The sequence below is a fragment of the Microcoleus sp. PH2017_12_PCY_D_A genome (assembly GCF_020738565.1).
Taxonomy (GTDB): domain Bacteria; phylum Cyanobacteriota; class Cyanobacteriia; order Cyanobacteriales; family Microcoleaceae; genus Microcoleus.
Map to the genome: position 1 here is coordinate 41544 of NZ_JAEQCI010000048.1, position 12177 is coordinate 53720.

Below are 12177 nucleotides of genomic sequence, written 5' to 3' on the forward strand. Positions count from 1 at the left end.
CTACCCAAAAATAGTCAATGTTAGATATCTACGTTGGTAATTTTAGTCCACAGTCCTAAAACTACAGGAATAAACGGCAATCCCTCTATTCCCTTTATGAAGTCGGGAATTACTTTTCTCGCTATATTTATGCTGCCATTAGTATCAGCATTGATTGTTTTGCCAGTTGAGGCTCTATATAAACCACGCTGAACGCGTTTACCGCTAAAAACAGGCTTGACCTCTGTCTTTTTGTTATACCTCGGCAAATTATCACCATCTAAAGCACTCGCTTTCGATGTGTAACTTTCCTCAGTTAATGTAACAACAATCCCTACCAATTGTGCTTTATAGGTCAACAAACTAATCAGCTTGGCATGGGGAATATTGGTAAATGCTTGATTGTTTTTTTTACCAATATTGATTGACTGTTTCCATCCGGGGTTTTTGCCGATAATTAACTGACCAATATCGTTCAACTGACACCAATCAATTACACGACGACTTGCCGTGTGAAGATAGTTGTCAATTCTTCTGTTGCGCTTACTATTTAGTGATTTAATCTGTCTGCTAGCTTCGATTGATTGTGATGCTGCTACCCGTTTATTGAAGAATTGATTAATACTTTTCAATGGTTTACCATTAATCAACAGCGGCTTGATGCCGGGATGATTGGATGTTATAGCCATCAAATTATTTAAACCAAGGTCTACACCAGCCACATATTTCCCGTGGGATAAGGGTATGTCATTAACTGTGTAAACAACTTCAATAACATAATGGTCAAGCTTTGGCACAATCCTTACTTGGTCTACATTTTTAGCTTGAGTAGCCAACTCTATATTAGTCTGAGACAGTTTAACATTCCCGATCGTCAAAGCAGGTTTTGATATTGCATCTATCGGATAAATGACAACATTCCTACCATACTCTTTATGCTTGTATCCTGGTATTTTCGGTTTGCCCTGATATTTTTCAGGGTGTTTTGACCAATCTTTGAGTGCGGTCAACCATCCCTTCCAAGCCTCAGCAACTCTCCGAACAATCTGTTTGCTAACTTTTGTTGGTAGATACCTATAAGCTTCTAAGTTCTTAGTCTGGTGATAAATATTGATGGAGTTGTAATACTTATTGGTTTCAAAAAAGTATTGGCGCTGAACGTAGTTAGCAGAGTTGTATAGATGTTTAGATTGTAATGCCAAATAATCGCATTCCTTCCAAAATCTATGTTGTTTGTTAATTACGTGTTTTTCTACGAGCTGCATTTGACTCGACATGAGTAAATGTATTGTGCTTTGTATTATATACGACTTCCTGCGAGCGTCAACATGGCAGGTCAAAAAATTATAATGATTCCAAAGGCATATTCCTCTGACGCAAGACGCCCGCATCTGTAATCGAATGGCACGGGGGCAAAAACAAATTGAACCAGGGGCAAATAGTCTCGTGCGATCGCCAGAGTTGCGGACAAAGCTACCCAAATAGTCAAGTATGGGTAGCTTTGTTAATAAATTAAGTTACAGTTTCAAACCCCGCAGGATGGACTGTGAAAGCCGTCAAAACTTTCGTACAGCAGTGGAAACAGCCCAACGGCTGCAACAGCAAGCGCAAGCACTCAACAAGAAGTGCCGCCCCCAAAAGTGCAAAACCAAATTTTGAACCCACCCCCGACTCCACCACCAACCGCCGGCTGATTCTTGAACTAGCCCATTTGCGGAACCTGAAAGCCACGCTGAACGAAGAATTGGACGTTTCAGTCACACAAGAAGTCAGGGAGAAGCTCAGACAGGACATTTTGCACGCTGACATCAAGATTGAGAGGGCGATCGCGCAGCTAATCGAATCATCAACACCTGCTGCCGCCTCAAACCAGCAAACTGAAACGGATACAGCCGAAATCCAGACTGAAACGGATACAGCCGAAATCCAGTTAGAATCCAGCTTGCAAATTGAAGAACAACTGCGACAAGAAAACAGATTTCTCAAAGCCAAACTAGAGCAACTGGAAACGCAACAGCAGTTCAATTCAAACCCGCACTCTCCTAAAGTCACTGCCGCGATCGAACAAAATCAACTGCAACAAAACCAACTGCAACAAAACCAACTGCAACAAAACCAACTGCAACAAAACCAACTGCAAATGAGCGCTCTCAAAGTTCAGCTAGAACAACAGCAGCAAGAAAACGCCAGACTGCAACAGCTATTCCAAGAAAAAGAAGCCTTCTGGGTACAGAGTGCAAGCAAAAACTGGCGAACCGAAAAACAAGCACTCGAACATAAAATTGCCGAATTGGAAAAAGCCCTAGAGCAGACAAAAAGCACCGCAGTTAACCCGTCAAATGATGTGACTGCCAACAAGGAGCCAACGCCGACAAACCCGATGACATAGTAAAAATTACCCAACACAGCGCCGAAGCTAACGCTGGCAAAATCGGTAGATTTGCAGGTACGAAAATAGCAGACAGCGGACTGTTTGAAGTTGAGTACGCGATAGTCATGCCTGATGAAGGAGCACCTTTTCAATATCTGTAGTGGTAGGGTGGCCACTAGCCCGCGTCTTGGTGAGTGCCGAGCAAGGGCGAAGCCTTGCTGTAGAAAGATGACGGTGACGTGAGCAAGCCCGCGTCTTGGTGCGCGATCGACCTTACGTCATCCTACCAGTTGGCGATCGGCAATAAATCTAGTTTATTGGTAATTACCTGTTAAAAGAAGAAATTTTAGCGATCGCCCGCAACCAATTTTTAAGGATTTGAGAGCCTTGTTTACCACCTTTTGATTGATTTTGATTTAAGCAGATATCGCGCTGCGATTTTTGAGTGAGAAATTGACCTTAAAACTTATCAAAACAAATCAAGTGCATTGACTGCACAGTTAAAAACTCATGTCAATCTTAAAAACAAAGCGAGATTTGATTTCTGCCCTGCCACTCAAACATTTGAAGGATATACCACCTTCAACTGAGTTGCCGGTCAATTTTGCCAAAATTCATCCTCCGCGCTTTGAGTGCGGCTTTAGGGTGCGCTGGGTCGATGTTGGCGAAGAAGCTGACTGGGGAATAGTTATCGGCAAATTTTACAACTACGAACCGCGCCTGCGCTGTTGGATATGGTGCTACATAATTTGCCTTAATCCTGATTCCAAGAGTGCAGCTTGGTGTCAATTTGATACGGCGTGGGAGGAAGATTTAGAGAGGTATCAGGATGAAAAAGCCATATACTTTGACAGATAGAGAACGCAATTTAATTGCAATTTACAGCCAATGCCAATTGGGCATGACACCGAGACAGTTTTATGTCAAATGGGGGGTAAGTTACGAGCAAATTGCCGAAATTTGTTCCCGCTCTAATTCGACGGTGCGGGGTTGGTTTAAACGCGGAAAAAATCGAAGATTTCCTACTGCTGTCGATTTGCGTCATTTGGCTCTAATGGATTTTCTGCTCGAACACTTTGAGGAAATTCCAGAGATACTGGCGAGCTTGCTGTGTCCGCCTTCTGAATAATAGGGTGCATTCAAAGAGAACGCGGTGAACTACCAGGCGCTGACCGTTTAGGCGGTACAGCGCTGGCTTCCTGATTCATTGGGCATAGCGTCCAACAAAACCGAAGTTTTGCCTCTTCGACTTACATCCCCTCCACAGGCATTAGCGCTAGTTCCTAACGCCAGAATCCGCAAGGCTTCATTTCTAATATTGATCGCTGCATTTACATCGCGGTCATGGTGAGTACCGCAATGCTTGCAAGTCCATGCTCTTACATCAGTCGTTAAGATTGTCAACTCGATTCAGGCAAACATGGCAAGTCTTTGAACTAGGAAAGAATCGATCTCGATCTAAGTTTTTCCGTCGCTTTCAGTCTTGTACTTGAGCATTGTGCAGAACATACCCCAGCCAACATCGCTAATCGCTTTGGCGAGATTATGGTTTTTGACCATGCCCTTGATATTGAGATTTTCTACTGCAATAACTTGGTTTTCGTTTACTATCTTGCGGGATAGCTTGTGTAAAAAATCTTCACGACATCTAGCAGTTTTGGAGTGGACTTTTGCCACTGCCAATCTTGCCTTTTTACGATTTTGACTACCTTTTTGTTTGCGAGATAGCTTTTGCTGTTTACGCTTTAAGTTGCGCTGACGCTTGACAAAGTATTTGGGATTATAAAACTTCGAGCCATCGCTCGTGATAGCAAAGTGAGTTAATCCCACATCAACCCCGATAGCTTTGTCCACCGACAATAATTCGGGATTGGCTTTGCCATCGTCAACTAGGACGGAGACCAAGTATTTACCGTCAGGATTACGAGACACAGTGACAGTTTTGATATTACCTTCAAAGCCACGATGAAGCCGACAATGTACTAATCCAATCTTAGGTAAATTGATATAGTCGCCATTAAATTTGACGTTTTGAGGATAACCAATTGATTGCCTACCATGCTTTGACTTGAATCGTGGCAGGATCGCCCTTTTGCCAAAGAAGTTCTTATAGGCAGTGAATAAATTTAGAGCTACTACTTGCAAACATTGAGAATACGGGTCTTTTAACCATTCATACTCTTTCTTGAGTGCAGGAAGCAAACCTTGTATATATCCTCTCGATAATCCCTTGCCAGTATTCTTATAGGTTTCTTGACATAGGTTTAAGGCGTAGTTCCAAAACCATCTCGCACAGCCAAACGACTTGGTAAGCAAGGTTTCCTGCTCACTTGTGGGATAGATTCTGTATTTGTATGCCTTATACATTTATCAATACTATTGAATACTGATAAGATTATAGCATACAGGAATACCATATTTATTCGCTATCGCTCAATTTGTTTCGGGCTGCGCTTTCATCCCGTCGCTCATCCTTGTAAACGAATAGAGCGCGGGACTTGCCGTTGGCATTAGTTAAAACAATAGTTCGGACACTTTCGGGGAAAATGGCTGCAATGTTTGATTTTTCGTGAGTCCTTACTTACCTCCAACCCTGATTCTGTCTTTGACAATCAAAAACTGTCCGAAGTATTGTTAAAAGAGAATTTGAGCTGTTTGATGCACAAACCTAATTAATTGTCAACATCAACGTGACCTTTCTTGAAGAATATTGTCTCAATTAACGTAATGACAAGCAATCAACAACGACGCAATCTGTTACTGTCACTGCTGAGGTGAAAATGACCTATTCTGATAGATTACATCCGTGGTGCATCGTTAAGTTACTGCCTAATAGTCAGCGTATTATTGTAGCGCGATTTCGCAGGAGGAACGATGCAGACGATCATTTTCGGGTTTTGCAACGGTTAGTCAAAGAATTCACATTTGTGATTGTTTTTGACATCCCACCCAAGCCTATTTTACCTAAAGGATAACGGCGAAGGCAGTTCTGTTTCAAGTCGAATTAATCGACGAGATACCTGGATTAGCTGAATCAGCATTCTAATATCAACTCCCTCCAGGTAGGTGAGAGTTGATATTAGAATGCGACGCTATACACATACCTCTTTGGGAAAACGCTGTGGCACAAGTTTATATTGTTTTTCTAGCCATAACTTCGCCTCTTCATAAGTGAAACTTAAAAATATTAGTTGATAATTTTGAGATGGATCGTAAACACAGCTAATTCCCTGCTTATCTCTAACCAATAGCATAACTTTTAGAGGAAAATTAGTTGTATCTATCCACAGTTCTGTAAATTCCCAGTCATCTGCTGGATGTTCCATGAGATAAAATGATGTACTTTCAATTTCCCAATCAACCCATTCTAACGGATCTTCAAACGCACCTTCTAGCCCAAACAAACTTACTGTTTGACCAACATCGGGAAAATCATCATCTATGAGTGTTCTAGAGTTTTCTTCTAGAGGTTTGAAATGATGAGTTCCAGAAGGTTCTTCTATATATCCGGTTAACTGACGTACCGATGATTTCACTCCCTCGAAAATCAGGTAAGATTTTGACAGGAAAATTATTTCATTTTGGTGATTAAGTGGATGACTTGGTAGTAAGCCTAGTTGACGGGTGGGAATGATGATTTTTGAATCGCGAATTAAAGGTGGATCGAAGTTACAATTGGTAAAATAGAGTAGGTCAAAATGATTGCTAATTATAGTCATTTGATTTTCTCCAAAATAGTAGTTTTTAAGCTAGATAACGGAATTTCTAAAGTGCCATCATTTCTGGGAGTTTCCCTGGAAAATTTTTGGTTGGTAAATCTGGTGTCTAGTGGCGCGTTTTCTTGCACAACTATTAATCCCAGTTGCTCTAGGGTTTCGGCATTTGGGAGTTTGCTGAAAGGATTTCTTTTCGTGGCATTGATATAAATACGACCTCCTAGTTTTAGTACGGGTGCTGCATATTCAAGGAAATATGCCTGGGGGTTACTGGCGATAATTTGGTCTATACTCTGTCTAGGTAGTTTTGGTAACAGTTCAGCAATTGATGTTTTAATTCCTGACTCAGCTATCTTGTCAACGTTAATAGCTTCGGGAATCAGAGATGTTTTACCGCCAAATAAATCGAGGGTTATATTTTGTCCTAAGATAAGTCGATTGGTAATGAACTCGACTCGTTCTGTTATATTTAACCTTAACTCAGAAGAGAAAGCCAACGGATCGCTATTTTGAGCGGGTTCTGTGGGTTCATTAGGCGATGTTGACCGCTCGTCTTCAGTTGGCATTGTGCATATTTTTTGGGGATACTTAAGTTTGGAAAGGGTAAATAATCAAAGCGCGAACTCTTTTATATTTACTCTAGAACATAACATAGATTGCATGGAAAGGCGATCGCACTTTTTTATGCAATGGCGATCGCTCTTTGATCTGGGCGATTGTAATTGGCAAATAAATGATCTGGTTATACCTCTTTTAGGAGCGATAAGTTGAAGGGATTAGGTGCGATCGCAATAATCATATAAAGTCCAGCCCCATATATTGTCTAATTTGTGCAAGTAATCTTGACGCAAGTCTGTTAACCAATACTCCGGACAGTTTTTGGAACGATACTACAAGCTTTACAGGCTAAGGATCGCGAAAAAGTCGAATTAAATGCCGCGTCTGGGGTGGACATGACTTTGATTTAATTATCCACAGTGGCTCAAAGTCAAGCGAGGATAAGTCATTCAGTCATAGAAAAACTGTCCGAAGTATTGTTAACGAAAAACGAGCTTGCATCCCCCGTGCCCCGGCCGTGGGGATGTAAGCGATTCGCGGATGGGGCCGCCAATCTAGACTTCGATCCTTTAGCCTTCCTTACTCCTTGCCGTGGCCACAAGAAAAAACACACGAGTTCGCTCGCCGTCCGGCGAGGATTCACGGAATAAGAGCCAAATCGATCGAAATTTTGCGCCGAAGGCGGCGTAAAATTTAGTATTTATAATATCAGTTTGAAAGAGTAAATGCTCGACTTACTTGGAGAGCAACAGCCAGAAACCTTGAATCTGCCCTGTCCGGTGCCCCTGACTCAGCATCCAGCAGCAGTGTACCTCGACAGTTTGGGGAGCGAACGGTCAAAGGCAACCATGAGAGAAGGACTCAATATCATGGCCCGAATGCTGACTTGTGGGGAGTGTGACGCAATGACTTTGAATTGGGCTGCATTGCGCTACAAACATACGGCGGCTCTGCGCTCGGCCCTGGAGAAAAAGTACGCCCCGGCGACGGTGAACCAAATGCTGTGCGCCCTGCGACGGGTGTTAAAGGAAGCTCTGCGGTTGGATTTAATCGACCCAATAGATTACAGTAAGGCGGTGGATGTCAGGAGTATCAAGCAATCGGGAAAAGTTAGGGGGCGGGCGCTAACGCTCTCTGAGATTGCTGCATTGATGCAAAGCTGCTCTGGTAAGACTCCTATTGATGTTAGGGATAAGGCGCTGATTGCTATCTTGCGTGGGGGTGGCATCCGTCGCGGTGAGGCGGTTAATCTGTTGAGGCGAGATTTTAACTTATCCACGGGAGCGCTGTTCGTCCGAGAGGGCAAGGGTAAGAAAGACAGGACGGTTTATCTCCCGGAGTCTGCTTGCGTTTTGGTGTCCGAGTGGCTGGGGTTGAGGGGAGAGGCTCCGGGCCCTCTGTTGTACCCGATTCGGAAGGGGGGAGAAATTCAGCACCGACGCATGACGGAGGATGGTGTGTTGAAGATTGTGCAGCGGCGGGCTAAACTCGCTGGGGTGGAGTCTTTTAGTCCCCACGACTTCCGGCGCACGTTTTGCTCGGACCTCCTCGATGCTGGGGTGGATATTGTTACGGTGCAAAAGTTGGCGGGTCATGCTTCTCCGGTAACTACGGCAAAGTATGACAGGCGTGGGGAGGAAACTAAGCGGCGGGCCGTGCAGCATTTGGAATTTTAGCGCTCGCTTTGTGACGTTCTCTCCCGTTAAGTGCTGACGCACTTTGACACTCCCCGACCTTAAGGTACGGGGATTCTTAAGACATTTCGATCTTAATATCCCGCGCAAGTGTGCGGGTTCTTGGGCGCAATCCTTTTGCCTAAAAAGGTGGGCTGCTATCCTTGTCTTGCAACAAGCTCCTCAAGCGTTTGGGGATTAAAAAAAATCCCTGGTTTCGCGGAGTCCCCGCGTACCATTTTTAAAGCTCTATCTCTGATTGTTTTTGCAGCACCTATATCGGCGTGTTCGTGATAGCCGCATTCAGTACAGATGAATTTTTCTCCATCTCTGCTAGACTTGTCAATATGACCGCAATTCCTGCATTCAATGCTCGAATATTTAGGATTAACTTTAATTACGACTTTTCCTTGCTTCGCAGCTAGATACTCAATCTTTAAAGTTAATTCAGACCAGCCTGCATCAGAAATAGAACGATTTAAACTTTTCTTTCGGGATTGTCCGTTTTTGAGAAATCTTCCCGTTTTTTTATCGATTTTTACGCGACATCGGCGCATCATTCCTGAAACATTCAAATTTTCTAAGGCAATTGCATCAATATTTCGACCGACTATTTTCCGAGCGATTTTCCATTGATATGCTTGACGCTTATCGCTAATTTTTTGATGAAACAACCCGACTTTTTTAGCTGCTTTTTTGCGATTTTTACTACCTTTGACTTTACGACTAACCCGTCTTTGTCTAATCTTCAGGGTACGTTTAGCTTTTTTATTGGTCGCAAATTTAGGATTTTTAATCTGATGTCCGTCAGACAAATGAACTAATTTGGTAATCCCTAGGTCACAGCCAATTATTTTCACAACATCCACCAGAGATTTTGTCAGGTAGTCGGGAATAGACTTGTCCTCAATTCGGATAGATACATACCAGCCATTTTGCCGTTTTCTTACCGCACAAGCCTTAATGGTAAAACCATCGGGGATTGAGCGCGAGTTGTAAAACCGCATCCAACCTAGTTTGGGTAGGTAAATTTTATTACCTTGTATTTTGACTCCCATTACGAAGGTGAAAGAAGTAAAGTTACTCCGATTTTTGAATTTCGGGAATCCTCTACCTTCAAAGAAGTTTTTGTAGGCAATGTCTAAGCGTTTAACATTCTGTTGTAAAACTGTTGAGTCAATGCCACTATACCAAGGTCTAGCTATTTTTAAGTCAGGTAATGCTGTTATTTGAATGTCGCCTGCACTGCGACGGGGGTTCTTAGTCTTACCTGAAGCATCGGTTTTTGAGTCTTTCCAAGGATTTCCGGTTGCACCATTTTTACTGACATAGCAGGTTAATGGGGAAACTTCGCTTTGAGTTCTAATCTCGCAGTAATTTCCTTGGATGAATTGTTGGTTGTAGTGAGTAATTCTGTCGTTGAGACACCAATTGTAGTGGCTTCTTAACATATCTAACCAGCAAGACATTTTTGAGTCTTGTGTTTGATTTGGACGCAGTTTGTAAACATAGTTTTTGAGCAAGATTGAGTTACCTCTTATTTGAAGAGTGAACTGATTTTATTCTAGTCTCAAAACTTACTTTATTCAAGGATTGTCGCAATTCTTAATTTTTCAATGATTTAAATTTTTACGCATTTACTTGACTTAAAGCCGTCCTAAAAATACGGTGTTTTCAACCCATTTTTCTGATAAAAGGTGGACAAAATTGACATCTAGGACTCTGATGAAACTTATAGTTCCTTTATCAATAGCCTTTGCTAATTCTGGGTTTAAGCTACAGAATAATTGGCTGTTGTCAGGTTTTTCGTAAGCTACTTGAACAACATAATACCAGTCCCAAAAGATCGTGCAACAGTAGCGGCAGTAGGTCGATAGATATGAAGTTAATCCAATAATGCAGATTGTAAGCTTGTAAGATGGCAAGAGCATTGTTCGGATCATCATTTTGACTGAATTCCTGCGCTTCTGCAATTGGCTCTCCTTACTTTATGGTGTATAATGCAATAAACAATACATTTACTAGCGTGGACTTTTAGTTGGACTATATATTAGACTTGCCTGGAGTGAAGGTTGAAAGTTGTACTCAAATTGATGGAAAATTTTTATGTTTGACTGAGAATTTTAGGAGAAGGTAAGGTTTGTCATCACTGTCAAAATTATACCGAACAACTGCATCAGAATCGAGCAATCTTAGCAAGAAATTTGCCAGTCTTTGGTCTTCCTGTTTAAAAAAAATTCCACGGCGGCAGTTTTACTGTCCTAATTGCCAACGATATCCCACAGAAACAATACATTTTTTGTATACAAAAAAAGGCATATTTAACGATACGAACAAAATATTTATGAGCGCGTTCAGCAATCGAATATAGAACAGATTGGGCGATAAAAAAACTGAGTTAGGACGAAATAAAAAGAATATTCGAGCGGGTAATTAAGCTAAAAAAAAACTTGGAAGCCAGCGCCGAGCGAATCTCTCTGGATGAAATAAGGTATGCGGAAAGGTCAAGGAAAGTTTGTGACTGTTATTAGTGATATTTCGGAAGGTGATTTGATTGAAATGATTGACTCTCACCGCTCCGAGTAAATCTTTGAAGTCCTCCCGCTCCGAGTAAATCTTTGAAGTCCTTAGGTCACAAGCGATTGAACTTCGCAAACAAGTTGAAGAAGTGGGTGTTGATATGTGGGGACGATTCCCTAAAGTTATCAAACAAGTATTCCCTCTCTTCCCAAATTGTCATTGACCATTTTCATGTCATGAAAGTGGTAAATCGAGATTTAAATAAATTACGTAGAGCAGCAGGTATTACAGATAGATGTAGTAAATATTTATTATTAAGTAAGGGGAGAAGATCTTAATCCAGAGCAGCTTGATATATTAGATTTCAATAGGGTTGACTTAACGCTTTTTGACGAATGTCCGAGATCGATTTTCTAGGCAATACAGGCATTTGTTGAAAGTCAGATTGTTTTTAAGTCAACCGTATTGGATTAGAACAGACATTAAAAAATCAGAATCTTTGAGAATTGCCTATCAGATAAAGGAAGATTTTATCAAAATACATGAAACTAATTTAACTGTCACAAAACTGCAAAAAAACTTCAAAGAATAGCTGAATCATGCACAATTCTTCTTGAAAGAATCTGCGCCACAATTGAGAATAATTTTGACGGTATTTGCAACTACTTTTTTCATCCCACAACCAGTCGAGTGATGTCATACCAATTCACTATGAAGCTGCACGACCTGGGAAGCCTAAAATCCTTTCCGGTAAAGGATCTATTCCATGCAGCTTCATAGAAAAATGGTATCAGGAATTAACAATAAAATTAAGTTGATTATGCGACAATGGTATAGCTTTTCTAACGCAAGATAATTAGAGAAATCGCGTATTAGCTTGTTTCTTGCATTAGATAAAATTATCACCATAAGTTCTGGAGAGCCGCAAACACTCAAGCGCGATCGCCGTGATGATGCCCAACGATAGCAGCGTCAAGGGCAAAGGTTGGAAAAGTTTCAGAGTCTCGGTGAAGCAAGTAGAGCGGGAGACGGGGCTGAATTTCTTGTCGAACATACCCCCTCCGGTTCAGCAAGTCATTGAGAGCAAAGTTGACAGCCAATAACCCCAGCTTATGACCCCCATCAGTTAAGCTGTCGTTACAGGCCTTTACAAACCTTAACGATACCGTTAATAATAGAGACATCATCCGAACATTGAAAAACCAATAGCAATCATAAACACATGACGGCAACCTTACAGCAGCGCGAAAGCGCCAATATCTGGTCGCAGTTTTGCAACTGGGTCACCAGCACCGACAACCGCATTTATGTAGGTTGGTTCGGAGTCTTGATGATTCCTACCTTGCTAACTGCAACAATC

General features: G+C 41.9%; 10 protein-coding genes and 2 pseudogenes. 6 read left to right on the plus strand and 6 right to left on the minus strand.

Annotated features, from left to right (window positions below; translation table 11 throughout):
- Positions 1-20 precede the first annotated feature (20 nt).
- Positions 21-1244 carry a transposase gene (locus JGK39_RS15680; protein ID WP_293254027.1) on the minus strand — a complete coding sequence of 408 codons (1224 nt, stop codon included), beginning with the start codon at positions 1242-1244 and terminating at the stop codon, positions 21-23.
- A 281-nt stretch (positions 1245-1525) separates the two neighbouring features.
- Here JGK39_RS15680 and JGK39_RS15685 point away from each other — a divergent pair, with 281 nt between their 5' ends.
- From JGK39_RS15685 to JGK39_RS15695, 3 genes are all read left to right on the plus strand, one after another.
- Positions 1526-2368, plus strand: a complete 843-nt coding sequence (locus JGK39_RS15685) for a hypothetical protein (RefSeq protein ID WP_293254030.1) — start codon at positions 1526-1528, stop codon at positions 2366-2368.
- Positions 2369-2860: 492 nt separating this feature from the next.
- Entirely contained in the window at positions 2861-3208 is a 348-nt protein-coding gene (locus JGK39_RS15690; protein ID WP_293183638.1) for a hypothetical protein, read from the plus strand.
- The gene (locus JGK39_RS15695; protein ID WP_293183636.1) at positions 3180-3479 is read left to right on the plus strand and encodes a helix-turn-helix domain-containing protein; all 300 of its coding nucleotides are present in this window, start codon (positions 3180-3182) and stop codon (positions 3477-3479) included. Before JGK39_RS15690 ends, JGK39_RS15695 begins: the two co-directional genes overlap by 29 nt.
- Before the next feature lie 47 nt (positions 3480-3526).
- Here the strand turns inward: JGK39_RS15695 and JGK39_RS15700 are convergent.
- The 3 genes and pseudogenes from JGK39_RS15700 to JGK39_RS15715 all read right to left on the minus strand — a co-directional run bounded on the left by JGK39_RS15700 (position 3527) and on the right by JGK39_RS15715 (position 6632).
- A pseudogene (locus JGK39_RS15700) lies at positions 3527-4717 on the minus strand (RNA-guided endonuclease TnpB family protein).
- A 725-nt stretch (positions 4718-5442) separates the two neighbouring features.
- The gene (locus JGK39_RS15710; protein WP_293254036.1) at positions 5443-6069 is read right to left on the minus strand and encodes a hypothetical protein; all 627 of its coding nucleotides are present in this window, start codon (positions 6067-6069) and stop codon (positions 5443-5445) included.
- Positions 6066-6632 carry a hypothetical protein gene (locus tag JGK39_RS15715; protein ID WP_293254039.1) on the minus strand — a complete coding sequence of 189 codons (567 nt, stop codon included), beginning with the start codon at positions 6630-6632 and terminating at the stop codon, positions 6066-6068. Before JGK39_RS15715 ends, JGK39_RS15710 begins: the two co-directional genes overlap by 4 nt.
- Before the next feature lie 717 nt (positions 6633-7349).
- Between JGK39_RS15715 and JGK39_RS15720 the strand changes: the two genes are divergently transcribed.
- Positions 7350-8300 carry a site-specific integrase gene (locus tag JGK39_RS15720; RefSeq protein WP_293254042.1) on the plus strand — a complete coding sequence of 317 codons (951 nt, stop codon included), beginning with the start codon at positions 7350-7352 and terminating at the stop codon, positions 8298-8300.
- Positions 8301-8455: 155 nt separating this feature from the next.
- Here the strand turns inward: JGK39_RS15720 and JGK39_RS15725 are convergent, their stop codons facing one another.
- Entirely contained in the window at positions 8456-9820 is a 1365-nt protein-coding gene (locus JGK39_RS15725) for a transposase (RefSeq protein WP_293254045.1), read from the minus strand.
- A gap of 1550 nt (positions 9821-11370) precedes the next feature.
- Positions 11371-11517, minus strand: a complete 147-nt coding sequence (locus JGK39_RS15730; RefSeq protein WP_293254048.1) for a hypothetical protein — start codon at positions 11515-11517, stop codon at positions 11371-11373.
- Positions 11518-11731: 214 nt separating this feature from the next.
- Between JGK39_RS15730 and JGK39_RS15735 the strand changes: the two genes are divergently transcribed.
- Both JGK39_RS15735 and JGK39_RS15740 read left to right on the plus strand, forming a co-directional pair.
- Positions 11732-11920, plus strand: a complete 189-nt coding sequence (locus JGK39_RS15735; protein WP_293254051.1) for a DNA/RNA non-specific endonuclease — start codon at positions 11732-11734, stop codon at positions 11918-11920.
- Between the two features lie 119 nt (positions 11921-12039).
- Positions 12040-12177: pseudogene (locus tag JGK39_RS15740) on the plus strand (photosystem II q(b) protein); the annotation flags it as partial.

Coding starts and splice junctions, on each gene's coding strand:
- JGK39_RS15680 (WP_293254027.1), bottom strand. CDS start 1,244: ATGCAGCTCGTAGAAAAACACGTAATTAACAAACAACATAGATTTTGG.
- JGK39_RS15690 (WP_293183638.1), top strand. CDS start 2,861: ATGTCAATCTTAAAAACAAAGCGAGATTTGATTTCTGCCCTGCCACTC.
- JGK39_RS15695 (WP_293183636.1), top strand. CDS start 3,180: ATGAAAAAGCCATATACTTTGACAGATAGAGAACGCAATTTAATTGCA.
- JGK39_RS15710 (WP_293254036.1), bottom strand. CDS start 6,069: ATGACTATAATTAGCAATCATTTTGACCTACTCTATTTTACCAATTGT.
- JGK39_RS15715 (WP_293254039.1), bottom strand. CDS start 6,632: ATGCCAACTGAAGACGAGCGGTCAACATCGCCTAATGAACCCACAGAA.
- JGK39_RS15720 (WP_293254042.1), top strand. CDS start 7,350: ATGCTCGACTTACTTGGAGAGCAACAGCCAGAAACCTTGAATCTGCCC.
- JGK39_RS15730 (WP_293254048.1), bottom strand. CDS start 11,517: ATGACATCACTCGACTGGTTGTGGGATGAAAAAAGTAGTTGCAAATAC.